This window comes from Lachnoclostridium phytofermentans (assembly GCF_000733755.1).
GTDB classification, from domain to species: domain Bacteria; phylum Bacillota; class Clostridia; order Lachnospirales; family Lachnospiraceae; genus Lachnoclostridium; species Lachnoclostridium phytofermentans_A.
This window is the reverse complement of the sequence record NZ_JPOF01000003.1, coordinates 1,071,872-1,098,050: the sequence shown is the minus strand read 5'-3', so window position 1 is coordinate 1,098,050 and position 26,179 is coordinate 1,071,872. Positions and strand designations below refer to the sequence as shown.

The window sequence follows — 26,179 nt, the reverse complement described above, 5'->3', positions numbered from 1 at the left end:
CTAACCTCCGTTTCTAGTACGAAATAAATAACCCTTTGACCAAACAGTTTCAATAAATTCTGGCATACCATCATAGGTCTCAAATTTTTTTCTAAGCCTACTGGCTGTTACCATAATTGCGCGTCTGTCATCACTAGTGTAGTTACCCCACATGGCGTTTGCTATCTGCTCGTATGTGATAACCAGATTGGGTTTAGAGACAAGGAGATAGAGCAGTTCATACTCTCTGTTTGAGAGAAGAATTTCCTCATCATAAAAATAAGCTTTATGGGTAAGAAGATTTAGGGTCAATGGAGGATATGATATCGTAGCCTCCTTCATTGGCTGTCTTAGAGTACGGCGTATTTGTACTTTTATTCGAGCAGATAATTCTCGAAGACTATAGGGCTTACTTATATAATCATCTGCACCCAAAAGCAAGCCTTTTATCTTATCCTCTTCTTCATCTTTAGCAGATAGAAAGATAATCGGTGTAGAGCAAATTTTCTTTAGATATTGAAAAGTCGTGAAACCATTAATTTTAGGCATCATAATATCTAGTATGATACAGTCTGGCTTATAAAGAGTTACAAGCTGGATGCAGGATTTTGCATTGGCAGCAGTTAATACCTCATAGCCCTCTTTTGTAAAAAATTTTTTGTTTGTACTTAATAATTCTGTATCGTCATCAACAAATAAAAGCTTGGACATAAAACCCTCCATTCTGTTAAAATCTTGCGAATTTGGGCGACAGCACAAATTCGTGTGTGAAAAATCTATTTTTTCACACTACCTCCGAATAAAGTACCATATTGATAAGAATGCAGAGAAAAACAAACCGAAGATATGCATTCATGACCATTTTATCATAAAATGTAAATAATTAACAATTGATTTTTAAAGTAATCAATTCTATTTTAGATTCTGGAACAGAATTTGGATTGAAAGCAAATAGATATGTCCTTTTATAGTATAAGAAAAAGTAATTTTTAAGATAATGATATAGAATAAAATATAAGACAATGATAAAGCTGGTGTAGAGTACCTGTGAAAGAAACTTGATTGACTTGATATGGTATTTATTATAAGATGTTTTATAATAAATCTATAAAGTTAGTAGTAGGCTAAGTAGCTTGAATTGCATGAGGCAATTGGTTGAAAACTAAGTTCTTACAGTATAGGTAAGAAGAGGCGCTAAAGAGCTAGAATAAAAGTTATGATGGAGGAAATTATGAAGGGAATCGTGTTAGCTGGTGGTAGTGGTACAAGGCTTTATCCTTTAACTCGAGTTACATCAAAGCAATTATTACCTGTTTATGATAAACCAATGGTATATTATCCGTTGTCTGTTTTAATGTCAGCTGGTATTCGAGACATATTAATTATATCGACACCAGAAGATACACCAAGATTTAAGGAACTACTCGGAGACGGAAGTCAATTTGGAATTGAGTTATCTTATGCGGTACAGAATAGCCCAGATGGATTAGCTCAAGCGTTTTTAATTGGTGAGGAGTTTATCGGAAAAGATAATGTGGCAATGATACTTGGGGACAACATCTTTCATGGGTATGGATTAGATATGCGATTGAGGAAAGCAGCCTCTAAAGAAGTGGGGGCAACTGTGTTCGGGTATTATGTAGATGATCCTGAACGTTTTGGTATTGTTGAATTTGATTCAAAAGGAAAGGCAATTTCAATTGAAGAAAAGCCTGAAAATCCAAAATCAAATTATTGTGTTACAGGTCTTTATTTTTATGATAATAGAGTGGTTGAGTATACAAAGCAATTGAAGCCTTCGAAACGAGGGGAACTTGAAATCACGGATTTGAACCGAATTTATTTAGAGAATGAGGAGTTGGAAGTCTCACTATTAGGACAAGGATATACTTGGCTTGATACAGGAACCCATGAATCGTTAGTAGAGGCGACCAATTTTGTAAAAACGGTTGAAACCCATCAACACCGGAAAATTGGATGTCTTGAGGAAATCGGATATCTGATGGGCTGGATTGATAAAGATAAGCTAGAGAGTATCTACCATCAGTTTAGAAATAATCAATATGGAGCTTATTTAAAAGATATAATGGATGGAAAATATTTAGATAAATAGGACTAAATATTGACAAATCTCCTTCTAATAAGAATACTTTTTGTTTTTTTTTGCGGTAAATTATAGTGCTTCTATCATTGAATGGAATTACAAAAAATGGTAAAATAAATGTAATTACAGTGGATTTTACTGCAATAGAAAGAAAAAAGATTTTTAAATATATAGGGGGAGCGTATGAAGAACAATACAAGAATAAGCCTTCTTCGTAAGTTAGAAGTAACGGACTTAGCTGGGGAGAAGGTTATGATTGATTTTGAAACAGGAAGGTATTTTCTACTAAAAGGAATAGCGAATGAAATATGGGATATGCTCTGTGATTCTTCCTCTGTTTTAGAGGAAGATATGGTACAAAGCCTAATAAAAAGTTATGATGTGGAGGAGGCTATTTGCAGAGATTCTGTTCATAGCTTCATGGATAAATTACAAGAGTATAAATTTATCAAAAGGACCGAGGAATTAATATAGGACCTAGAAAAGTAGAAACATATAACGATAACTACTAATTTTGAAAGAGGGAAGAAGCGGAATTTTCATGAAGAAGCATAATGCTTTGTTAAGGATATTCTATTACTGCCCTCTTTTTTTTGTATTTATATTTTGTAGTAGTCTCTTTTTTGCTAATTGCTTGTATTGCAAAATGGATGGAGGTATAATAACTATAGTTATTATGTTAACCTAAAATGAAAAAATAAAAGTTATAGTAATTTAGCCTAAGCAAAGAAATAAAAGTAATAATAAATTAGCCGAGAACGAAGAAATAAAAATTATTTTAAATAAGCCTAAAACGAAGATGTAAAAGTAATAATAAATTAGCCTAAAACGAAGATATTAAAGTTATAGTAAAAGGAAAGGACGAAGGTATACCACTATGAAATTATTAGTTACCGGAGGTGCTGGTTTTATAGGCAGCAACTTTGTACAGTATATGGTAAACAATTATCCAGAGGACACGATTGTTAATTTAGATGCTTTAACCTACGCTGGAAATCTGGAGAGTTTAAAGCCAGTAGAGGATAAAACGAATTATCGCTTTATTAAGGGAGATATTTCAGATAGAGCATTTATCATGGAATTGTTTGAAAAAGAATCTTTTGATGTTGTGATTAATTTTGCTGCGGAAAGCCATGTGGATCGATCTATTCTAGATCCCGAGGTATTTGTAAAAACTAATGTGTTAGGTACCTTAGTGTTATTAGACGCGTCAAAGAAGTTTCAGGTAAAGAGATTTCATCAAGTATCGACTGACGAGGTTTATGGGGATCTTCCGATTGATCGTACCGATTTATTTTTCACGGAAGAGACACCACTTCACACTTCAAGCCCATACTCTTCTAGCAAGGCAAGTGCAGATTTATTTGTTCTTTCTTATTATCGTACGTATGGACTCCCAGTAACGATATCTCGTTGCTCGAATAACTATGGGCCATACCATTTTCCAGAGAAACTAATCCCTCTTATGATTATTCGTGCTTTAAATAATGAGAAATTACCAGTTTACGGAAATGGTAGTAATGTTAGGGACTGGCTTCATGTCAAAGACCACTGCTCTGCTATAAACTTAATTATTCGCAATGGAAAACCTGGGGAAGTATATAATATTGGTGGACACAATGAGAAAACTAACCTCGAAGTAGTAAAAGCAATTCTGCAAACACTTGGTAAACCAGAAAGCTTAATAGAATATGTAACCGATCGTCCTGGGCATGATCTCCGTTATGCAATTGATCCAAGAAAAATAGAAGAAGAACTGGGATGGAAACCAGAGTTTCGTTTTGAAACCGGTCTAAAGCAAACCATTGATTGGTATCTGGCGAATAAAGACTGGTGGGAACGCATTATAAATGGTGAATACCGCTCTTATTTTAATGAGATGTATGGAGACCGCCTAATATGAGAGTAGTTGTAACTGGTGTGAATGGACAACTAGGGTATGATGTGGTTAAGGAATTAAGAAAGCAAGGGGACGAAGTAATTGGCTTAACCAGAGAAACTCTTGACTTAACCGAAGAAGATCAGGTAACGAAAACGATAAGAGAGATAAAGCCGGAGGCAGTGATTCACTGTGCAGCCTATACCGCAGTAGATCTAGCGGAAGAGGAAAAAGATAAGGCATTAAATGTGAACACTCTTGCTACCTCCTACCTAGCAAAAGTTTGTGCAGAGATTCAAGCTAAAATGATTTACATTAGTACAGATTACGTTTTTCCAGGGGAGGGCGATAAGCCTTACGAAGTGAAGGATAAGGTTGACCCTATCAACTGGTATGGACAGACGAAATATGAAGGGGAACAAGCAGTTCTTCGAGAGCTGAATCACTATTTTATTGTAAGAGTTACCTGGGTATTTGGTAAGAATGGAAATAACTTTGTTAAGACCATGTTACGCCTTAGTCAAGAAAGAGAGTCACTGTCTGTTGTCGCTGATCAGATTGGCTCACCAACTTACACTGTAGATTTGGCGAAATGTCTGGCGGAGATAGTAAAAACCGATAAGTACGGGATTTATCATGTTACGAATGAGGGATTTTGCAGTTGGTATGATTTTGCAATGGAAATCTTTCGTATGTCGGGTAGAAACGTAGTAGTTCATCCCTTAACATCCGAACAGTTCCCGTCCAAAGCAAAACGACCGAAGAATTGTAGGCTTAGTAAACAAAAATTAACAGAAGAGGGATTCGAACGATTACCTAGCTGGCAAGATGCGTTAGCACGTTATTTGGAAGAATTAAAACAATAAAAAGTACGCATAGCGAACTTTTTATTGTCGTGAATCAGAGAATAAAAGAATGTATATAGTTTGATTTAAACGTCAATAGATTTACCATAGATGGAGAATTATAGAATGGGAAAAATAACAGTTACTGAATGCGGTATTGATGGGTTAGTTGTGATTGAACCTACGATATTTAAAGATAACCGTGGATATTTTATTGAGACTTATCATAAAGAAGCATATGAGGCAGCAGGCATTAAAGCGGATTTTGTGCAGGATAACCAATCCATGTCAAGCAAAGGTGTCCTGAGAGGATTGCATTTTCAGATTAATCATCCCCAGGCCAAGTTGGTTCGTGTATTAAGCGGCAAGGTTTTTGATGTGGCTGTAGATTTACGAAAGGGATCTAAGACTTTTGGAAAATGGTTCGGTGTGGAGCTTAGTGAAGAGAATCAAAAACAATTTTTTGTTCCAGAAGGATTTGCACATGGATTTTTAGTGTTATCTGATACTGCTGTATTTGCCTATAAGTGTACTGATTTTTATCATCCGGGTGATGAAGGTGGAATACGATGGGATGATCCTGAGATTGGAATTGAGTGGCCAATGATAGAAGGAACAGATTTAATTATTGCACAAAGGGATCAAGAATGGGGTACTTTAGCAGAAATGAAAAAACTTAAGGATGTTTAAAAATAGTAAAAATGCTGGGATTTTAAATCTCAGCATTTTTATGATTCTATCATTAGGTTCAAGGATTTTGCATCTTCATAATATTTATATTTAAAAGATAAGTGAAGTGCAGCAAAAATAACCCAAAGGAGCAATAAGACATTTTATTGGTTTGCATAAAATAATGTGGTATTAAGATGAAAACCCAAAGTGCAATGCAAGCAAAAGTTTATGCATAATGTAAACTAAAAAATAAATTAGGTTGACATATCAAAAGGTATGGAATATAATGGACAAAAAAGTACAGAGGTAAACTATGAAAAGTACAAAGACTATGAAAAGTACAAAGACTATGAAAAGTACAAAAACTATGTCAATCACAATGATTGCACTTATGACTGCGATTCTATGTATTTTGGCTCCTTTTTCTATTCCACTATCTACAGTTCCAATCTCCTTAGGTACCTTCGCTGTTTATCTATGTGCAGTTATTCTAGGCCCTTATAAGGGAGTAATATGTGTTCTCTTGTATCTGTTACTTGGTTTGGTTGGAATACCAGTTTTTGCGGAGGGAATGGCTGGATTTGGTGTGTTAGCGGGTCCAACAGGTGGTTACCTCATTGGTTACTTTGCTATAGCTTTTTTCACGGGTATCTTTGCAAAAAAATGGGGAAAGAATCCTGTAGTCGTATTTTTCGGAATGGTGATTGGTACAATAGGTTGCTATCTTATAGGAACAATATGGATTGGGATCCAGCTTGATCTTTCAGTATGGGAAGCATTAATGGCAGGAGTTATTCCATTTATACCTGGAGATATTATTAAAATGGTTGCCTGTACAGTAATCGCTTTACCAGTAAGGAAGCAGATAAAAGTGTATCTAGATGCAACGATGAATTAAGAAACTATAGTAGAAAAGAAAAAAGATCAGACAGAAGAAAAGACAGAAGAAAAGATTGAAGATAAGATAGAAGAAAAGATAAAAGAAAAGACAGTAAAAACGATAGAAAGAAGTCACTTAGGTAGTGAAGCCTAAGAAGGGTTGAATATAAATTTAGAAAAGATTTATAGATACATTACGTCGAGATTAGTAACTATAGAGTTATAGGCTGATTTTGGCGTTTTTTATTCATGACAAGGAAAAGTTCGCGAAGCGTGCTTTTTCTTGTTTTCATGCTTTTAAAGTGTATAAGTGATTCAAGTTCAAGTTACTCATAGAAAAAAAGGGTTGGATTTTACAATTTTAGTATGTTATAATCAAAGTTAGGTTAGTATGCTTGTATTAAAGCGTACAAGGCACGTGATTAATGTAGAAATATAAGATTTCTTACTGTATCATAATCAGGATGTATGATTACATTTTTTTGTGGTAGCCTACTTGATTCTTGGTCTAGTTAAGGATAAACGGTAATCTGTTTTTAAATACCATGCAATAGAACTCTGTTTATGATCGCATACATTCAAAAAAAGATACGTGAAGGTTAAAAAACGGATGTTTACGTACGTATAGGGGACGGGATATGGGAAATTTTATGTTATCAAATGCAGAAAAATTAAAAATTCGGCTCGTGCGTGAGAATCTAAAACGAGTTGTAGTTTTATTGACCATTCTTGGTTTTTTATTACCGATCATGGCTTTGTTTTTATGGAATTTAGGAGAGTATAATGAAGTTCAAAAAACATATCTTAGCTTTTTAATAACTTTTGAGGTAATAACGATTGTTTTTCTTGTGCTGGGATATTATAGTAAGAGAAAGAAAGATTATGTGATAGCACCTCTGATTTATCGAAGTTTCTGGGTGTTTTCTTTATTGTTTATCTATGCTTCCAGTTATATCTCAATGTTTGAAAATAAAAACATAGGAATATATTGCATTTTGATATCTGTTGCCTCATTGGTTCCACTATTAAATATTCGGGAATTTTTATGTTTTCTAGCTGCACAATTCCTTTTTATCTGCCTAGTATTCCTTCAACTTGACTTATCCCTTACGAATAAGATAAGTATGATACTATATAGTGGCGCATTACTTGGATTTTCACGATTTCTATATCTGCAACAAAGAAAAATGCTAAAGATACAGCAAAAACTTCAGTCTATGGCTAAAAATGCAGAAGAAGACCCGCTTACTGGTTTATTGAATCGTAGAGGATTAGATCGCAATCTGGGGATTTTGTTGCCTTACTGTATTAGAATTGGTTGCAGAATAGGTCTTATGATCGTCGATGTGGATAATTTTAAACGATACAACGATAGCTTCGGACATCCACAAGGGGATAAGTGTTTAAAGATGGTTGCCGCAGAGATTAAGAAAACGGCTAGAAGAAGCAGTGATCTTACTGCACGAATCGGTGGAGAAGAGTTTATAATTCTAGTCTATGATGTGAAAGAATCAGAATTAATTGCTTTTGCAGAAAAAATACGAACCAATATAGAGAGTCTTAATATAAAACATAGCCCTATGCTAGGTACCCCTGTTGTTACAGTGAGTATTGGAGTATCTTCTGTTGTACCAACCACGATGCAATGTATGTCAGATTTATACAAAACAGCAGATAAATCATTATATACTGCCAAAAAAAGTGGCCGAAATGTGGTTGTATATAAAGAACAGGTATGTGGAAAAAGAAATCAGATGGCGGAGTAAAAAAAGGACATCTATACTATCTATGTAAGATACCATCCTTTATACTTTGGTAAGATGAGATATTTCATGGGTTTTATAAAAGGGGATAAATCAGTGTAACTTAAGTAAGTTTTCTTACCTAAGATACTTTGATTTATCCCCTCTTACTCTCTTTATAAAGATAAAAATATAAGTCACTCTATTTTGCAGGTGTTTCTGAATGTATTATACTAATTTTTGACCACAATTCGGACAGAAATTACTATTCCCAGTTTTCTGTCCGCAGTTAGGACAGAAGTTTGGTTTGTTAGCTGTGGTGCCAGTTTCATTACTTGTTGTATAAGTATAGGTTTTTTGCTGTGAATCGGCATTCATCGTCCCTTGATCCATATTTTGAACCATCTGGTTTGCAAACTTCATACCCATCATCATTCCTGCCATATCGGAAGCAAATCCACCACTTTTTATATTACCAGAAGAAAGTCCGTCTGAGAAATTGATCTGTTGATAACGACTCATATCGCCAACCATACTGTGAGAGGCATTTTTATTAATCATAGCCTGAACTTCTTCTGGGTAGGTAAAGCTCATAATCTGGAAGGAACTAATGCTAATTCCAGTATCAAACAACTGCATATCAAGATCCTGCTTAATACCGTTCGCAATGTTTAAAGAATTTATGGAAAGATTAAAGATATCTTTCCCTTCCTGGACAATCCACTTCATTAATAACTGGTCGAGTACAGAAGTGATACGGAGTTTTACATCTTCTACTAAGAAGGAATCTTTCACTCCAGCTATATTATCGATTAACTTCACATAATCCTTTACCTTAAAGGTATAGGTACCATGAGAGCGTATTGGAAGTCCTCCAGGCAAGCTATATTGAGGTGCAGGAATATTGATAGCATTTGAGGTACCCCAACGTACCGAAAATTCTTTTGTATTGATAAATAAGACTTCTGCACGCATGCCGCTATTAAAACCGAACTTAAACCCTTTTAGAGTGGAGAGGAAAGGAATAATATCGGATTCGATATCATATTCTCCATCATCTTTAAAGATACCTTCAATCGCTCCATTGAATAAGAAAATTGCATCCTGGCCTGGACGAATTATGAGGCGGCTACCTCGCTTGATTTCATCGTTGTGCCATTTGTAAAAAATCATATCATCGCGGAATTCTTTCCATTCTACGACATTAGATAATTGACTTGTAAAAAATCCCATAAGAATCCACCTTTCTCGTTATACTCTGCGTCCACCGCCACTGTGAGACCGTCCGCCTCTACTAATACCACCGCCACCGCTACTTCGAAAACTCCGATTGCTATTTGCGCCTGTATTGTGATTGGTGTTAGGTTCTGGACGTTTTACTTTTGTTACACTAGTTCTGATGTAATCGTCTCTTCTGGCAGTGATTCCGGAATTACCTTCATTAAGGTAGGTACGGTTATTCGTGGTTACGGCACCGCCAGAACGTGATGCCATGATTGCCACGGCTATTACTCCGATAATTGCAGCTGCTAGTAGCTGAAATCCTGTATGATAGACAACATTTTCGACAAACTGCTTCTGCGCATAATCAGAGCTATTTTGTGATGAAGTACCAGAACCATGATAATAATCATTCCCGTAACTTCCATTTGGTAAGGTATTATTCTGACCACTATTACTACTGCTATTACCGTTACTGGAATTCGTATCGGGTAATGTAGCATAATACTTCGCTTGTATTCCGAAATTTAAAAATGCATTATAATAATCGTCCTCACGAAAATAACTAGAGATTTCATCTAAGATATTTTCTATTCGGTAATCACTTAATAAAGTTTCAGCACTCCCGTATCCTTGGATATTTAGGAAACGATAGGTTGAGTCAAAATATAAGATGGCCACATCTTCGGAAAAAGTACCATTATCGCAGTGCTCATCTATATAGTCTTCAAGATATCTTGTTACATATTTCATTATGGCATCGTCATCATCTTCTACCTTCGTGTCAAGATCATCCGTTGTTAAGATAACTAAATCAAGATCTGACTTTACCGCATATGCTGCAAGTTTCGTCTGAAGCTTAGATTCCTCACTTTCAGATAATAAATTCGCATTGTCTTCAAGGTGTGCAGTATGTTCCGAAGCGTTCGCAACAATTATAAGATTAGAATTGCTTAAGATAGATGAAGTAATATAAATACAGCTTATCATAAGCATAAGGCGAATGGCAATGATATTACTAAAAACTATTAAGTTTCTAGGAGAGCGTAGATTTCTTTGAAATGGTATGTTTTCTAAATTCTTTCTTTTCACTATCATAACCATGGCCCTCCGTTCAAAACGACAAGTAGTTTTATTAACAGAAATGATATGGAAGTTATGCCAGTAAACCATGCGAACATTTTTGCTTTGGAAAGCGGAGGTTTTCCAACAATCTTTCCTGTTTGCCCATTCATAGCAAAGATGTGTTCTGAATCCTTAAAGTCATAACAAACCATCCAAACGGGTAGTAGAGTATAGTAAGTATTTTTTTTATAAACATTAATATCTTTCCGATTTGTTATGACACTAGTGTATCCATGAATCGTATTTCTTAGATAATTGTCTACAAAAACACCTACTTTATCTCGGACACGCGGGAAGAGTTGCTCGGCACTGAAGTTATATTTTTCAGCAAGATACCCGGCAAGATAGGGCATTTCGAAGGTAGTCAGCTCGTGGCTTTGATAAGGTTCCAAGCGATCCATTAAGTTATCATTCATCTTTTCAGAAGCATCGGTTGGTACATTGGAGTAATTAAGACTCACCTTACGATAGACATGATAGTACTGAGTCTCAGTATAAATATAGTCACCACGGGTATAGGTTCTTACCTTCGTACAGGTTGCATCAATATCCCCTACCCCATTTAAGTCGTATAGCCAAAAAGGAACGTAAATACCAGTAATATTTTTTACACGGTCAGCGTGTTTGAATTCTGTTGGAGTAAGTAAACCTTTTTTACACCATTTCTGAAATGCTTTTGTTGCCTGCTCTCGGTTTATTTTAAAAGGTATGATTCTTGATGGCTCTAATTGACCTTCTACACGATCGCTTAGAACTACAGCAGCTCCGCAAAAACTACAGGAAGTCGCAATCGTATCTTTATCAGTAATAACAACCGCACCGCAGTTTTTACAATGATATTCGGAGACCTTACTGTTACTAAAATTTTTATGTTGCCATGCAGATTCCTGCTTATCATATCCAAAGGAAGCTTCCTCAAAAATATCCTGAGGATTGAAAGGTGATACCTTAGGGGCATCTTCTGAATCGCCAAGAGGAATATCGGGAGGAGGCATAGAATCTATAGAATAGTAACTTCCACAACTAGCGCAATGAAGTTTTTTTGACGTTGTTTCATAGGTTAAATCAGCGCCACAGCTAGGACATTTATATTGAATCACCATGAGCAGTTCTCACTTTCTATACTTTCATAAAAAGTGCCACAAAGGCACAGATAAGCGTCTTTGTGGCAGCAATTACTTAGAATTATTTTCCTAGGCTCTGCTTTAAAGCTGCCAATTCGTTCTCGATGTCAGGATTAGTGGAATCGTACTTTGCAGCTAAATCTTTCATGGTATTCTCTGGTGAGGAGTTATTTAATTCTGCCATAGCATTTGCTTCATCCAATTTTTTATTTGCAAGCTCTTCGTATTTTGCAAAGCTAGCCATGGAGTTATTTGCACTTTCCACGGAAGAACCCATCTTATTGATACGTTCCTGAGTTTTAGCAACGGCAAGCTTTCCTTTGATCATGTCTTTGCGAGACTCAAGCTCATTAATGTCTCTTACTAACTTATCATGCATAGTTTTCATGTTAGTTGCATTAGCGTGAGCAAGGTCATATGCCTGTTGTAATCCAGCTGACTTATTTGTTAAAGAAGCTTTTTGTTCTAAGAACTTTCTAGCGTCCGCTTCGTTGTTTGATTCTAGAGCTTTGATTGCATAAGCTTGCATCTTTGCAATGTCTTCATTACAGTCATCCAATGATCTTTTTGCTCTGGATTCTTCTGCCATAATAGCAGCGGTTTCAGATTTTACCTTACCTAAATCCTCATTTAAATTGCGTAGACATTGATCTATCATTTTCTCAGGATTCTCTGCTTTGTCTAAAAGTGCGTTAATGTTTGCGGACATGATATCCTTAAAACGTGTTAAAATCCCCATAGTATGTACCTCCACTTATAATGATAATTTTCTTCATGACAAGTGGGATGCTTGCCATGACAAGTGAGACCTTATTACAGCTCTCTTGCAAAATGATGGAAAGTAAGCGTAGTACTCTTTCTCATGCTAATTATTAGTTTAGTATTTTTACCAAAAAACGTCAAGTTAAAATAAGGCAAGAATACTTATAATAAGTTCAGAAGATTTAAAATTTGATTAAGGCAAAAAAATCTTGTTTAACTTGCGCCTTATAGGAAAGTACTATATAATCTATATGTTATAAAAGAATTTCTAAGTCCTAATTATCTTACGATATAAGAGATAGTATAGCTTATTAGAAATTGTGTGGCTTATAAGAAATTATATGCGTGCTTTTTTATGACAGTAATATATCTGTATGTAGATGCAGTATAGAATGGATGTTTGTTTTACCTATAATGATTAGGATATTACGATATTGGCAACGCTGATTATTAAGTATTCTATAGACTATTATTAATAGAAAAAATGATTCGTATAGGAAATACCTAGAGTTGGAGGAATTTATGTGGATTGCAGACGGATGGAAAGATTATGAGGTAATGGATGCCTCTGGCGGTGAAAAGTTGGAGCGCTGGGGTAAGTATATATTAGTACGTCCCGATCCCCAAGTAATTTGGGATACGAAAAAAGAACAACGTGGTTGGAAAAATAAAAATGCACACTATCATAGAAGTAGTAAAGGTGGTGGTGAGTGGGAGTTTATTGATCTGCCTAAACAATGGCAGATTCAGTATAAGGAGTTGACCTTTAACTTACAACCGTTTAGTTTTAAACATACTGGATTATTTCCTGAGCAGGCAACAAACTGGGACTGGTTTAGTGATAAAATAAGAAAAGCAAAGGAAAAAAATCCGAATCGAGAGATTAAAGTATTAAATCTATTTGCTTATACCGGTGGTGCAACTTTAGCAGCAGCGAAAGCAGGTGCACATGTTACTCATGTGGATGCATCCAAAGGTATGGTAACCTGGGCGAAAGAAAATGCGGCATCCTCAGGATTAGAAGATGCTCCAATAAGATATATTGTAGACGATTGCGTTAAGTTTGTGGAGAGAGAAATACGCAGAGGGAATCATTATGATGCAATCATTATGGATCCTCCTTCTTATGGAAGAGGGCCAAAGGGTGAGATATGGAAGATTGAAGAAAGTGTTCATCCATTTGTAAAACTCTGCACAGAAGTTTTGACAGAGAAACCATTGTTTTACTTGATTAATTCCTATACAACAGGTCTTCAACCAGCGGTATTAGCATATATGTTAGGTATCGAGTTGCAAAAAAAATATGGTGGTAGGGTTAATGCAGAAGAGATTGGTCTGCCAGTAACCTCTTCAGGTTTGGTCTTACCATGTGGTGCTTCAGGTCGATGGGAAGAAGCTTAAAAAAATCTTTTTTATCATATACAATAAATATGTGAAGATATGGATAACAAATGATATTGTTTAAAATGAAGTAATTTTATGAGAAATCACAAAATATTAGTGGTAAGTATAAAAAGAGAAATGATATACTAAAAGATAATCTTTCCCAAAATAAAACGGGAATACGAAAGGATGAGAGATATGTTTACATTTAACAATGAAATCGAAGCAACAAATTGTGAGCCAGGAGTAACAAGAAAAATATTAAGTTATTCTAATGAGTTAATGATGTGTGAAATAACATTTGAAAAAGGTGCAAAGGGTAATTTCCATTCCCATAAACATCTTCAAATCACATATATTGCAAAAGGAAGTTTTGAATTTACAATTGATGGTGAAACAAAAGTTGTAAAGCAAGGAGATAGTGTTTATATGCCTAGTGACGCTGTTCATGGAGTAACTGCGTTAGAAGAAGGCATTTTAGTTGATGTATTTAACCCAATGAGAGAAGATTTTTTAAAATAATAAGTATAGCAATAAAATAGTTGACATTTTAAAATAGGTAGCATACAGAGATATATAGAATTCATTAATTATTAAAGGCAAATGAAATAATCCTAGAAGTAAGTTAATTGTAACTAGGGATATTTTGTTTGCTTTTTTAAATAAATTGTAGCCATTAAAGGATGAAAAATAATTGACGAGACAATATGCTGAATGAATGGAACGATGTTTATAACGTTACCTCTCAAAAAAACAAGTTAAGTACAACATGTATAAAAAACAATGATAAATTATAAAAATATGCTATATTTGCTTAATTAATTCTAGGAAAACATAGAAAAATACGAAAATATTACTAAACACTTAGGAAACAAGCACACAATATTGCATAATATTAACTAAAATGATATAATTTTCCTAAATACAATACATAAATTGGACCATTGCTACTGTTACCTAGAATGATGACTATAGGGGGATCAAGAAGATGCGGAAAAGAGAAAAAGGAGTAGTGAATGAATTAGCGCCAAAAAAAGAAAAAGTAAAAAAGGAAAAAGTAAAAAAGAGCGAAAGAAAAAAAGGAAAAGAGAAGAAAATGAAATCGCCTAAGGTATCAAAAGGAAATAGGCAAATAAAGACTACGGGGTTTCTTGCCTTTTTTCGAAGGATAAGGACGCAGTTAGTAATTGGGTTTATGATACCGATTCTTTTCTTAATTGTGATCGGTATAGTTTCTTATACTAAATCAGCATATAGTCTAACAAACAGTTTTGAAACATCTGCTTTACAAACAATCCAAATGACCGCAAAATACTTGGAGATGGCGATGACTTCAGTAGAGACACAGGCTTTTGTTTTATCACAGGACGCTGATGTTTCTGATTATGTTTTAGGCACAGAAGCAGATGATCCAATTAGAGTATTAGAGATGACAAATAGTATCAGTCCGAAATTAGGAGCAGCTAGACAAGGAAATGGATTTATTCAAAATATACATATCGTTCCAAGAGAGGTAAGTAAAGTTCTCTCAACTAAAATTCGGGGAGTGAATGGTTTTTCAGAAGAACTTGATTCAACCGATGCAGCGAACATAACAAAATATAAAACTTATTCCGCCGGTTGGGTAGGAAGTCATGAAACATTAGATACAAAGCTTTCGTTTGATAACTCTTCTTATGCTTGCTCCTATTTTCGAATGATGAGCTCGAAGAAAGGTTATATTGTGCTTGATCTTAGCATGGATAAGGTTGTGGAGACAATAGCTGGACTAGAATTAGCAGAAGGTAGTAGAGTTTCATTTATTTTAAGCGATGGTAGGGAAATTACATCGAAGGAAGAAGAGATGTTAATTTCTGCACAAAATTACTATCAGGAGGGTTTAAATAAAGAAGACGGTCTGTATAGTGACTACATATCGTATCAGGGAGAAGATTATCTGTATCTGATGTCCAGTAGCTCTAATAGAAGCTTTTCGATATGTGCATTAGTTCCGAAGGCATCCGTCATGAGTGGCGCAAATAGCATTAAAAATATAACTACACCTATGGTAGCGGTAGCGGCCATACTTGCATTCTTAGTAGGTGGTTATATCTCAGTAGTGATTGGAAATAATATTAAAAAAATAGTGAATAAACTGCAGCTGGTTTCAAAGGGAGATTTATCAATAGATATGAATATAAAATCTTCGAATGAATTTGGTACTTTGGCTAGAAGTGCAGAAGAGATGGTATCAAACACGAGAAATTTAATTACAAAGGTGGTTGATATTACAGGGAATGTATCAGACTCTACGAATCAACTAAAGAAAACCTCTTATGAAATGACGGAATCCAGTGAGCATATTGCGAATGCAGTATCAGAAATAGATACTGGCATGGGACAACAAGCGGAGGAAGCACAGTTATGCTATAACCAGATGGATGAACTTTCTCATAAGATGGAAGTTGTAAATAAAAATGTTACTGAAATTGAGTCCTTAGCAGATCGAACAAAAGGAATGATTGGTGCAGGTATGGACTCCATGCATCAACTGTCAAATCAATCGGAGACTACGAATCAAAAGACGAAACGAGTAATGGAGGAAGTAAAAGGATTACAAAAAGAATCTTTATCCATCGAACAATTTATTGGTATTATCAATGAAATAGCAAGTCAAACTAATTTGCTTTCTTTAAATGCTTCGATTGAAGCGGCTAGGGCAGGAGATGCTGGTAGGGGTTTTGCAGTTGTAGCGGAGGAAATTAGAAAACTAGCCGAAGGTTCCGTGAGCGCAGCCAATGAAATTCAAAAAGTCGTGGTTGAAATAAAGAAAAAGACTGAGAGTACAGTAATAACAGCAAAGGAAGCAGAAGTAGAAGTTACAGAGCAAGTAAAGACTGTTAATACTACGATGGAAGCATTTAATAATATGAATGATTGCGTGGAACAATTATTAATGAACTTAAATACTGTCGTTGTTAATGTCGACAATATGAATGAAGACCGTCTAAAGACCTTGGAGGCTATTGAAAGTATCTCTGCGGTATATGAAGAAACAGCAGCTTCAACCTCACTTGTGAATGATACGGTAAAACAGCAACTTCGTATGTCGAAGGGATTATTTGATGCGACTGGTGAGCTTTCGCAACAAACACAAGAGTTAAAAGGAGCAATTAATTTATTCAAACTATAAGATTATTTTGATGATTGTATGCTTTCATCGAATAAGAATGACAAGAATAGCTTTCTGTAAAAACTGATTGTTTTTATGGAAAGCTATTTTTAATTCATGACAAGGAAAAGTTCGCAAAGCGTGCTTTTTCTTGTTTGTTGAGTGTTGTTGATTGTGAATGTTGTATTATGAGTAGTTGTTGGATTGTGATGTTTTTAATGGGATGAAAGCTTGCTTTCTTTTGCTGGAATCAATGGAATCGTTATTGTACGTGTAAAAAAATTGCTTTTTAAATAGCAAATAGCAAAAAAACTGTATTGAATAATGTAATTTACGGTTTATTTGCTGTATGTATAGAAAACATGCACGCAAATTGTGAAGTTTTTAAATATAAGTCATTAAGAATATTGTATATATTGGTAGTATGTGGTATAATTATAAAACATTTGAAATTTTATTGTCGAATAATCCTTAGTTTCGATAATATAGACAAAAGCAACGGGGGTGCGAATAACAGTGGAAGTAAAGAAAAAAAAGTTATTTGGTAATCTCAGAAAAACAAGAAAAGGAAATGTTGAGTTTGATGAGGCTATGGTGGAACAAATGAAACAAGAAGCAAAGAAAAAACAGAAATTAAAAGAAGTATTAAAACGTAAAAACGATGGGGAAGATCGTAAAGACGAAATTAAAAAGAATCAAAAACAAAAGAAAAAGCAGCTTAAGATGTTATTAGAAGAAGGTATGGAAAATGATTTGGATATTGTTCCTACCAAGGTAAGAAACGGTAAAATTTTTAAGTTTTTTTCTAGTATCAGAACTCAAATGATCATCGGTTTTACTGTACCGATTCTCTTTGTTATACTAGTGGGTATCATATCTTATGTTAAAGCATCGAATGGGTTAATTACTAGCTTTGAAGATTCAGCAACGAATACGATAAATATGGCAGTAAACTATATTGATGTTGGAATGGGCACTCTAGAATCCGAAGCGTTCGTACAGTCTCAAAATGAGAATGTTTCAGATTATATGTTTAGCAGTAAAAATGAAGAACAAATAAAGATATATGAATTAACACAAGCTATTTATGCACAGTTAACAGCGGCTCAAGTGGCAAATGATTTTATTCAAGATGTACATATCATACCAAAAGATCATGCGAAAGTGTTATCAACAAAGACTAGGGGTGTGGTAGGATTTAGTGATACTGTGACGGAAACAGATGCTTCGGTGCTAGCAGGAAGCAAATCTCAGACTTCATGGATTGGTAGTCATGCTACAATTGATGAGCAATTAAAGACATCCCATAACAATTATGCGTGTTCTTTTATTAGACAGTTTAAATCAAAAAATGGCTATATTGTAATAGACTTAAGTAAGAAAAAAGTAGTTCAACTCCTGCAGGAAATTGTGTTAGCAGATGGTAGTTACATCTCCTTTGTTATGGATGATGGTAGAGAAATATCAACGATAAGCGATGCCATAACATTTAGTACAACAGATTATTATAAAGAAGGCATGGATTCCAAGGAAGGAAGTTACAACACCTATGTAAAAGTTGGCGATGAGAATTATCTCTTTATGATGGCAAAGAGTAGTACCAAGGGCTTTTCTATTTGTGCACTTGTACCGGAAGCATCTGTTATGAAGAGTGCTATTGAAATTAAAACGGTTACAGTCGGAATCGTTGTTATTGCTATTGTTGTTGCTGTATTCGTAGGTGGATTGATTTCTGTTATCATAGGTAAGAGTATTCGTCGTATTTCAAAAAAGTTAATTAAAGTATCTGAGGGTGATTTAACCATTGACATGGATATCCACACAAGTAATGAGTTTGGTATGCTAGCGGGTAATGTTAAGGGAATGGTAAATAACACAAGAGATCTTATTCATAAAGTAGTTGAGGTTACAAATTTAGTTACTGAAGCCACTGAGAGTCTTTCAGCAACTTCAAAGGATATGACTGATTCTAGTGAGCACATCACCAGTGCAATCAACGAGATAGATATCGGAATAACACAACAGGCAGAAGAAGCACAGTTATGTTGTAATCAGATGGATGAACTATCTAACAAGATGGGCATTGTAAATAGTAATGTTAATGAGATTCAAACCCTTGCTGATCAGACACAAGTAATGATACAAAGTGGTATTGAAACAATGACTTTACTAACAGAACAATCTCAGACAACAAATGAAATAACTCAACAGGTTATGACTGACATAAAAGCTCTTCAAAAACAGTCTGCCTCAATTGAACAATTTATTGGCATAATCAATGATATTGCAAGTCAAACAAATCTTTTATCTTTAAATGCTTCGATTGAAGCTGCAAGAGCTGGTGATGCAGGAAGAGGATTTGCAGTAGTTGCCGAAGAAATTCGTAAATTAGCAGAAGGTTCTGTAAATGCTGCTCAAGAGATTCAAAAGGTAGTTGTTGATATTAAGACAAAAACAGAAGCAACAGTACAGACAGCACAAAAAGCTGAAACTGAAGTTACCTCTCAGGTGAGCACAGTCGAGACAACCAGAGAAGCATTCCATAGCATGAGTGAATGTGTTGATCGATTGTTAACGAATCTAAAGGAAGTTATTGAGAATGTTGAAAATATGAATGAAGACAGACAAAAGACTTTAGACTCCATTGAAAGTATTTCTGCTGTTTATGAGGAAACCGCAGCTTCCTCTTCTATTGTAAACAATACTGCGCAGATGCAGTTAGATTTATCCAAAGCTCTTATGGAAGGTACCAAAGAATTAGAGCAGCGTACAGAAGAATTAAAAGGCGCGATGCGTAAATTTACTATATAAGGACGGGAGTCTGGTTAGAGGTAATTAGCTGGAGGGATGATTTCTAATTTAATTAGGAATCATCCTTTCATTTTTTGATATTAATCAATAACGTTTTGTATGACAGAGTATAAATGATTTAGTTTCTAAAATAGCGATGAATGAATATTAATTAATTGCACATTATTACTAAGGTATCTCAGTTTGTAAATAGTTATAATATGAGGAAAAGATAAATAATTCTTTCCTATTATATATAAGAAAGTTAAAGTATAATTCTCATAAAAATATGCAAATATTTAGTGGTAAATAAAAAAATAAAAAAATACTTGCAAATATTTTTGTTCTATTATATAATAACTACTGTTGTGACGTTGATAGCGTAGAAACGTGAGGTTGCTGTGTCAAAAGATGCAGGTTTTCCGTGGAGCGAATGTCATGTTATGAAACTGGCGACAAGTCACTGTACAAGAATATAATTCTGCTACGGGCAGATAAACCGTGTTGAAACGAAGGCTTTTCGGGATGAAGCAATTTTTATTGACACCTAGGACGGGTTGTGTCTTAGGTTATATATTTCCGACAAGTATGAAACACACGGGTGAGTGTACAGTCACCACTTGTCGTACTGAAATGAAGTGCGAAAAGGAGGCGGCTTTTTTTATGGCAAGTCAAGTTATGAGAATTACTCTCAAGGCGTATGATCATCATTTAATCGATGCATCTGCAGGAAAAATTATCGAGACCGTTAAGAAGACAGGATCAAAGGTGAGTGGACCAGTTCCATTGCCTACTAAGAAGGAAGTTGTTACAATTCTTAGAGCGGTACACAAGTACAAGGATTCTAGAGAACAGTTCGAGCAGAGAACACATAAGAGATTAATCGATATCATTGCTCCTACACAGAAGACTGTTGATGCATTATCAAGATTAGAGATGCCAGCAGGTGTGTACATTGACATTAAGATGAAAGCGAAATAATATTCGCCGATGGATGAGAAGTTTCATCTCGATGAAAGCGAAATAATATTCGCCGATGGATGAGAAGTTTCATCTCGATGAAAGCGAAATAATAATTCGCTAATAGATGAGAAGTTTCATCTCGATAAAAGCAAAATAATAATTCACTTAGCAAATTCTTAATGTTAAGAAGTGGCAACATAAGTTGTGCTTCAAACAATTATTCAGGTAATAATCCTTAGGGTTTATATATTAGGAAACTTCCGGTATAAGACCATCTAGGATGATTATGCAAGCAGCATAATCCGCTGTAGATTAACAGGAGGTAAAAAGTTATGAAGAAAGCAATATTAGCTACGAAGATTGGTATGACTCAGATCTTCAATGAAAACGGAGTATTAACTCCAGTTACAGTATTGCAGGCTGGTCCATGTGCCGTTACTCAGATTAAAACTGTAGAGAACGATGGATACACAGCAGTACAGGTTGGCTTTGGTGACATCAGAGAAACACTTGTTAACAAGCCACGAAAGGGACACTTTGCAAAAGCAGGTGTTGCAAATAAGAGATTTCTTAAAGAGTTCAAATTCGAAAACGCTGCAGACTACACTGTAGGTCAGGAAATCAAAGCTGACATCTTCTCCGCAGGAGATAAGATTGATGCAACAGGTACTTCCAAAGGTAAAGGATTCCAGGGTGCTATCAAGCGTCACGGATTATCCAGAGGACCTATGGCTCACGGTTCCAAGTACCACAGACATGCTGGTTCTAACGGTGCTGCTACAACACCTGGTCGTGTATTCAAAGGCAAGCACATGCCTGGTCATATGGGTAACGTAAAGGTAACTGTACAGAACCTTGAAGTAGTTAAAGTTGATGTTGACAATAACCTTATCTTAGTTAAAGGTGCTGTTCCAGGACCAAAGAAAGCTATGATAATGTTAAAGGAAACAGTAAAACGCAGTAAGTAGAAGCTTTAAGAAAGGAGGAACACTAGAATGGCAAATGTAAAGGTTTATAATATAGAAGGTAAAGAAGTTGGTTCATTAGAACTTAACGATGCTATCTTTGGAGTAGAAGTAAATGAGCATTTAATGCACATGGCTGTAGTTAGCCAGCTTGCTAACAAGCGTCAGGGCACACAGAGCGCAAAAACTCGCGCAGAAGTGAGCGGTGGCGGAAGAAAGCCTTGGAGACAGAAGGGAACTGGCCATGCAAGACAGGGTTCAACAAGATCTCCACAGTGGAAAGGCGGCGGTGTTGTATTTGCTCCAAAGCCAAGAGATTACTCTTTCAAGATGAATAGAAAAGAGAAAGCTTTAGCTATCAAATCTGCATTAACATCCAGAGTTGAAGCTCAGAAGTTAATCGTATTAGATTCCATGACAATGGATGAGATTAAGACAAAGAAGTTCAAGGCTGTCCTTGAAAACTTAAAAGTTAACAAAGCATTAGTAGTTCTTGATAAGAAGGATGATAACGTAATCCTTTCTGCAAGAAACATTCCAACGGTAAGAACAGCAACATCAAACGCTATCAATGTATATGACATTGTAAAGTATGATACCTTAGTAATTACCAAGGATGCAGTGGCACAGATTGAGGAGGTGTACGCATAATGGCAAATTTAAAATATTATGATGTTATACTCAAGCCAATCGTAACTGAGAAGAGCATGAATTCTATGAGCGAAAAGAAGTATTCCTTCTCCGTTCATCCAGAAGCTACAAAGACTCAGATTAAAGAGGCTGTAGAGAAAATGTTTGCCGGCACTAAGGTAGCAAGCGTAAACACAATGAATTTAGAAGGTAAGAACCGTAGACGTGGAAACACAGTTGGTAAAACTTCTAAGACTAAGAAGGCAATTGTTCAGTTAACAGCTGACAGTGCTGAAATTGAAATCTTCACAGGTCTGTAGGAATACAGCAGGCAGCATAAAGTTGTAAAATAGCGAAAGCAAATTGCTTAAGTTGCCACGTGAAGACAAGCGCAGATAAGCAAAGGCATTGTATTTGGAATGTTTTTGCAACCTATAGCAGTGAAAATACTGCTGATAACTTCAACAAGAAGTCGTTGCTTGTTGAAAATAACTATTGCGTATGGAGCGAAACGAAAGGAGATAGTACCATGGGAATTAAAACCTATAACCCATATACACCTTCCAGAAGACATATGACCGGCTCCGATTTTGCAGAGATTACAACCTCTACACCTGAGAAATCCTTAGTGGTTTCTTTAAAAAAGAATGCTGGTCGTAACAATCAAGGAAAGATTACAGTAAGACACCAGGGTGGTGGTTCTAGAAGAAAGTACAGAATCATCGACTTTAAGAGAAAGAAAGATGGTATTCCAGCTGTTGTTAAGACAATCGAATACGATCCAAACAGAACAGCAAATATCGCACTTATCTGCTATGCAGACGGTGAGAAAGCATATATCTTAGCACCAAACGGCTTACAGGTTGGCCAGACAGTTATGAATGGAGCAACTGCTGAAATCAAGGTTGGTAACTGCTTACCACTTGCAAATATTCCAGTAGGTTCTCAGATTCACAACATTGAGTTATATCCTGGTAAGGGTGGACAGTTAGTTCGTTCTGCAGGTAACTCTGCTCAGTTAATGGCTAAGGAAGGTAAGTATGCAACTCTTAGATTACCATCCGGCGAAATGAGAATGGTACCAATTGGCTGTCGTGCAACAATCGGTCAGGTTGGTAATATTGATCATGAGTTAGTAACTATCGGTAAAGCTGGACGTGTGCGTCATATGGGTATTAGACCTACCGTACGTGGTTCTGTAATGAACCCTAACGACCATCCACATGGTGGTGGTGAAGGTAAGACAGGTATCGGTCGTCCGGGCCCTGTTACTCCTTGGGGTAAACCAGCACTTGGTCTTAAGACTCGTAAGAAGAATAAGCAGTCTAACAAGTTGATCATGAGAAGAAGAGACGGTAAGGCATTATCGAAGTAAAAAGGAGGTTGAACCTATATGGCACGTTCATTAAAGAAGGGACCATTTGCAGATGACCATTTACTTAAGAAGGTAGATGACATGAATAAGGCTGGTAACAAAACTGTTATCAAGACTTGGTCACGTCGTTCCACAATCTTCCCACAGATGGTTTCTCATACAATCGCTGTTCATGATGGAAGAAGACATGTTCCAGTATATGTTACTGAGGATATGGTTGGACACAAACTTGGTGAGTTTGTTGCAACAAGAACTTTCCGTGGACATGGTAAGGATGAGAAGAAGTCAAGAAAGTAATTTCTAGAAATTAATTCCTAGAAGATAGTTTCTGGTAAGTTATTCGCAATGGCGATTATCTTACAGACTTTGTAGGTATAGAAAAGTGAAGAACGAAGAGTGTAGGGTCAAGAAGATGTCTTCCCCCTAACTTTTTGTGAATCACTGGAATAAGTAGAAGCAGAGTGTCAAAGTAACACTTCTGCAGGAAGAGAAGTAACGGAGAGCCGTTAAAATTTGAAAGGAGGTATCATCCATGGCAAAAGGACATAGATCCCAGATTAAGAGAGAAAGAAATGCGAATAAGGACACAAGACCAAGCGCAAAGTTATCTTACGCTAGAGTTTCCGTTCAAAAAGCATGTTTCGTTCTTGATGCAATCAGAGGCAAGGATGTACAGACAGCACTTGGTATTTTAGCATACAACCCAAGATATGCTTCAACTTTAATAGAGAAATTATTAAAATCAGCGATCGCAAATGCTGAGAATAACAATGGTATGGACGTATCCAAACTTTACATTGAGGAGTGCTATGCAGGTAGTGCACCAACAATGAAGAGAATCAAACCAAGAGCACAGGGTAGAGCTTACAGAATCTTAAAGAGATTAAGCCACATCACAATCGTGCTTAATGAAAGATAAGGAGGGCAATCATGGGACAAAAAGTTAATCCTCATGGCTTAAGAGTCGGAGTTATCAATGACTGGGACTCAAGATGGTATGCGGAAGCAGATTTTGCAGATAACTTAGTAGAAGATTACAACATCAGAACCTACTTGAAGAAAAAGTTATACAGCGCAGGCGTTGCTAAGATCGAAATTGAGCGCGCTTCCGATAAATTAAAGGTGATTATCCACACAGCGAAGCCAGGTGTAGTAATTGGTAAAGCAGGTGCTGAAATCGAGAAATTAAAGGTTGAACTTGCGAAGTATACAACAAAGAAGTTAAACCTTGAAATCAAGGAAATCAAAAAGCCAGATGTTAATGCTCAGTTAGTAGCAGAAAACATCGCAGCTCAGCTTGAGAACCGTATTTCTTTCAGAAGAGCAATGAAGTCAACAATGTCCAGAACAATGAAGTCTGGTGCAAAGGGTATTAAGACAGCAGTTTCCGGTCGTCTTGGCGGAGCAGATATGGCTCGTACTGAGTTCTATAGTGATGGTACAATTCCACTACAGACACTTCGTGCAGACATCGATTACGGTTTCGCAGAAGCAGATACAACTTTTGGTAAATTAGGCGTTAAAGCTTGGATCTACCACGGTGAAGTTCTTCCAACAAAGGGAAACAAAAAGGAAGGGAGCGATAAATAATGTTAATGCCAAAGAGAGTAAAGCGCCGTAAGCAATTCCGTGGCAGTATGACAGGAAAGGCTATGAGAGGTAACACTATCTCCCACGGTGAATATGGTATCGTAGCAATGGAACCAGCATGGATTAAGTCTAACCAAATTGAAGCTGCCCGTATCGCGATGACACGTTACATCAAACGTGGTGGTAAAGTTTGGATTAAAATATTCCCTGATAAACCTGTAACAACAAAACCAGCAGAAACTCGTATGGGTTCCGGTAAAGGTTCTTTAGAGTATTGGGTAGCTGTAGTTAAGCCAGGTCGTGTAATGTTCGAAATCGCTGGCGTAGCAGAAGAAACTGCAAGAGAAGCTCTTCGTCTTGCTACTCACAAATTACCGGTTAAGTGCAAGATCGTTTCTCGCGCAGATTTAGAAGGAGGTGCGGGCAGTGAAAACTAATAAGTATGTAGAAGAATTACAGGCTAAGTCAACTGCAGAGCTTAGCGAGACATTAGTAGCTGCTAAGAAGGAACTTTTCAACTTAAGATTCCAGAACGCAACAAATCAGTTAGATAACACAAGCAGAATTAAGGATGTTAGAAAGAACATCGCTAGAATTCAAACTGTGATCTCACAGAAAGCAAAGGCTGCTAACTAATTATAGACAGTGACGAATAAACCTTAACTAGAAATTAGGTAAGGGTTATAGAAAGGAGTATTGCTGTGGTAGAAAGAAATCTAAGAAAAACACGTACCGGTAAGGTAGTAAGTGATAAGATGGATAAGACAATCGTTGTTGCAGTAGTAGATAACGTAAAGCATCCTCTTTATGGAAAAATCGTAAAGAGAACTTATAAGTTAAAGGCTCATGATGAGAACAACGAATGCCAGATTGGTGATAGAGTTAAAGTTATGGAGACAAGACCATTATCTAAAGATAAGAGATGGAGACTTGTTGAAGTTATTGAGAAGGCAAAATAATTCGTTTACAAGATCGACTTGTAAAATTGTTACTCTTATAT

At 36.0% G+C, this 26,179-nt stretch carries 27 protein-coding genes; 22 read left to right on the top strand and 5 right to left on the bottom strand.

The features are described from left to right. Complete coding sequence (locus CC92_RS0110230) at positions 1–690, bottom strand: response regulator transcription factor (RefSeq protein ID WP_029502982.1); 690 nt, start codon at positions 688–690, stop codon at positions 1–3. Between the two features lie 520 nt (positions 691–1,210). Here CC92_RS0110230 and rfbA point away from each other — a divergent pair. The 7 genes from rfbA to CC92_RS21600 all read left to right on the top strand — a co-directional run bounded on the left by rfbA (position 1,211) and on the right by CC92_RS21600 (position 8,124). Further along, a complete protein-coding gene (gene rfbA, locus CC92_RS0110225; protein ID WP_029502983.1) occupies positions 1,211–2,092 on the top strand; it encodes a glucose-1-phosphate thymidylyltransferase RfbA in 882 nt (293 codons plus the stop codon). Between the two features lie 174 nt (positions 2,093–2,266). Continuing rightward, entirely contained in the window at positions 2,267–2,557 is a 291-nt protein-coding gene (locus tag CC92_RS0110220; RefSeq protein ID WP_029502984.1) for a PqqD family peptide modification chaperone, read from the top strand. Positions 2,558–2,960: 403 nt separating this feature from the next. After that, positions 2,961–3,986, top strand: a complete 1,026-nt coding sequence (gene rfbB / locus CC92_RS0110215) for a dTDP-glucose 4,6-dehydratase (RefSeq protein ID WP_029502985.1) — start codon at positions 2,961–2,963, stop codon at positions 3,984–3,986. Further along, positions 3,983–4,828 carry a dTDP-4-dehydrorhamnose reductase gene (rfbD, locus tag CC92_RS0110210; RefSeq protein WP_029502986.1) on the top strand — a complete coding sequence of 282 codons (846 nt, stop codon included), beginning with the start codon at positions 3,983–3,985 and terminating at the stop codon, positions 4,826–4,828. Before rfbB ends, rfbD begins: the two co-directional genes overlap by 4 nt. Before the next feature lie 105 nt (positions 4,829–4,933). Beyond that, on the top strand, positions 4,934–5,497 hold the full coding sequence (gene rfbC, locus CC92_RS0110205) for a dTDP-4-dehydrorhamnose 3,5-epimerase (RefSeq protein ID WP_029502987.1): 564 nt from the start codon (positions 4,934–4,936) through the stop codon (positions 5,495–5,497). A 295-nt stretch (positions 5,498–5,792) separates the two neighbouring features. Beyond that, positions 5,793–6,377 (top strand): biotin transporter BioY, encoded by a 585-nt coding sequence (locus CC92_RS0110200; RefSeq protein ID WP_242841344.1) that lies wholly within the window; start codon positions 5,793–5,795, stop codon positions 6,375–6,377. A gap of 619 nt (positions 6,378–6,996) precedes the next feature. Next, on the top strand, positions 6,997–8,124 hold the full coding sequence (locus CC92_RS21600) for a GGDEF domain-containing protein (RefSeq protein ID WP_051650721.1): 1,128 nt from the start codon (positions 6,997–6,999) through the stop codon (positions 8,122–8,124). A gap of 204 nt (positions 8,125–8,328) precedes the next feature. On the opposite strand, the gene CC92_RS0110190 is transcribed toward CC92_RS21600, so the two are convergent. The 4 genes from CC92_RS0110190 to CC92_RS0110175 form a co-directional block, all read right to left on the bottom strand. Then, complete coding sequence (locus CC92_RS0110190; protein ID WP_029502990.1) at positions 8,329–9,333, bottom strand: SPFH domain-containing protein; 1,005 nt, start codon at positions 9,331–9,333, stop codon at positions 8,329–8,331. Positions 9,334–9,351: 18 nt separating this feature from the next. After that, positions 9,352–10,419, bottom strand: coding sequence for a TPM domain-containing protein (locus tag CC92_RS0110185; protein WP_029502991.1), 1,068 nt, complete (start codon positions 10,417–10,419; stop codon positions 9,352–9,354). Further along, the gene (locus CC92_RS0110180; RefSeq protein ID WP_029502992.1) at positions 10,416–11,549 is read right to left on the bottom strand and encodes a hypothetical protein; all 1,134 of its coding nucleotides are present in this window, start codon (positions 11,547–11,549) and stop codon (positions 10,416–10,418) included. The genes CC92_RS0110185 and CC92_RS0110180 overlap by 4 nt, the downstream gene beginning before the upstream one ends. Before the next feature lie 82 nt (positions 11,550–11,631). Then, positions 11,632–12,309, bottom strand: coding sequence for a PspA/IM30 family protein (locus tag CC92_RS0110175; RefSeq protein WP_029502993.1), 678 nt, complete (start codon positions 12,307–12,309; stop codon positions 11,632–11,634). A 545-nt stretch (positions 12,310–12,854) separates the two neighbouring features. Here CC92_RS0110175 and CC92_RS0110170 point away from each other — a divergent pair. The 15 genes from CC92_RS0110170 to rpsQ all read left to right on the top strand — a co-directional run bounded on the left by CC92_RS0110170 (position 12,855) and on the right by rpsQ (position 26,138). Beyond that, positions 12,855–13,733 (top strand): class I SAM-dependent methyltransferase, encoded by an 879-nt coding sequence (locus CC92_RS0110170; protein WP_029502994.1) that lies wholly within the window; start codon positions 12,855–12,857, stop codon positions 13,731–13,733. A 180-nt stretch (positions 13,734–13,913) separates the two neighbouring features. Beyond that, complete coding sequence (locus tag CC92_RS0110165; RefSeq protein WP_029502995.1) at positions 13,914–14,237, top strand: cupin domain-containing protein; 324 nt, start codon at positions 13,914–13,916, stop codon at positions 14,235–14,237. A gap of 466 nt (positions 14,238–14,703) precedes the next feature. After that, positions 14,704–16,887, top strand: a complete 2,184-nt coding sequence (locus CC92_RS0110160) for a methyl-accepting chemotaxis protein (protein ID WP_029502996.1) — start codon at positions 14,704–14,706, stop codon at positions 16,885–16,887. A gap of 495 nt (positions 16,888–17,382) precedes the next feature. Next, positions 17,383–19,677, top strand: a complete 2,295-nt coding sequence (locus tag CC92_RS0110155) for a HAMP domain-containing methyl-accepting chemotaxis protein (RefSeq protein ID WP_029502997.1) — start codon at positions 17,383–17,385, stop codon at positions 19,675–19,677. A gap of 642 nt (positions 19,678–20,319) precedes the next feature. Next, positions 20,320–20,637 carry a 30S ribosomal protein S10 gene (rpsJ, locus tag CC92_RS0110150; RefSeq protein ID WP_029502998.1) on the top strand — a complete coding sequence of 106 codons (318 nt, stop codon included), beginning with the start codon at positions 20,320–20,322 and terminating at the stop codon, positions 20,635–20,637. 314 nt (positions 20,638–20,951) lie between these two features. Continuing rightward, positions 20,952–21,587 carry a 50S ribosomal protein L3 gene (gene rplC, locus CC92_RS0110145; RefSeq protein ID WP_029502999.1) on the top strand — a complete coding sequence of 212 codons (636 nt, stop codon included), beginning with the start codon at positions 20,952–20,954 and terminating at the stop codon, positions 21,585–21,587. Positions 21,588–21,614: 27 nt separating this feature from the next. Then, positions 21,615–22,235 carry a 50S ribosomal protein L4 gene (rplD, locus tag CC92_RS0110140; protein ID WP_029503000.1) on the top strand — a complete coding sequence of 207 codons (621 nt, stop codon included), beginning with the start codon at positions 21,615–21,617 and terminating at the stop codon, positions 22,233–22,235. Beyond that, a complete protein-coding gene (gene rplW, locus CC92_RS0110135) occupies positions 22,235–22,534 on the top strand; it encodes a 50S ribosomal protein L23 (RefSeq protein ID WP_029503001.1) in 300 nt (99 codons plus the stop codon). Before rplD ends, rplW begins: the two co-directional genes overlap by 1 nt. 209 nt (positions 22,535–22,743) lie before the next feature. Further along, a complete protein-coding gene (rplB, locus tag CC92_RS0110130; RefSeq protein WP_029503002.1) occupies positions 22,744–23,589 on the top strand; it encodes a 50S ribosomal protein L2 in 846 nt (281 codons plus the stop codon). Between the two features lie 18 nt (positions 23,590–23,607). Beyond that, the gene (gene rpsS / locus CC92_RS0110125) at positions 23,608–23,886 is read left to right on the top strand and encodes a 30S ribosomal protein S19 (protein ID WP_029503003.1); all 279 of its coding nucleotides are present in this window, start codon (positions 23,608–23,610) and stop codon (positions 23,884–23,886) included. 235 nt (positions 23,887–24,121) lie between these two features. Then, on the top strand, positions 24,122–24,508 hold the full coding sequence (gene rplV / locus CC92_RS0110120; RefSeq protein ID WP_029503004.1) for a 50S ribosomal protein L22: 387 nt from the start codon (positions 24,122–24,124) through the stop codon (positions 24,506–24,508). A gap of 11 nt (positions 24,509–24,519) precedes the next feature. Then, positions 24,520–25,179: a 30S ribosomal protein S3 gene (gene rpsC / locus CC92_RS0110115; protein ID WP_029503005.1), complete on the top strand. Its 660-nt coding sequence runs from the start codon at positions 24,520–24,522 to the stop codon at positions 25,177–25,179. Then, a complete protein-coding gene (gene rplP, locus CC92_RS0110110; protein ID WP_029503006.1) occupies positions 25,179–25,616 on the top strand; it encodes a 50S ribosomal protein L16 in 438 nt (145 codons plus the stop codon). The genes rpsC and rplP overlap by 1 nt, the downstream gene beginning before the upstream one ends. After that, a complete protein-coding gene (gene rpmC / locus CC92_RS0110105) occupies positions 25,606–25,815 on the top strand; it encodes a 50S ribosomal protein L29 (RefSeq protein WP_029503007.1) in 210 nt (69 codons plus the stop codon). Before rplP ends, rpmC begins: the two co-directional genes overlap by 11 nt. Before the next feature lie 65 nt (positions 25,816–25,880). Continuing rightward, the gene (rpsQ, locus tag CC92_RS0110100; RefSeq protein WP_029503008.1) at positions 25,881–26,138 is read left to right on the top strand and encodes a 30S ribosomal protein S17; all 258 of its coding nucleotides are present in this window, start codon (positions 25,881–25,883) and stop codon (positions 26,136–26,138) included. The last annotated feature ends 41 nt before the right edge of the window (positions 26,139–26,179 follow it).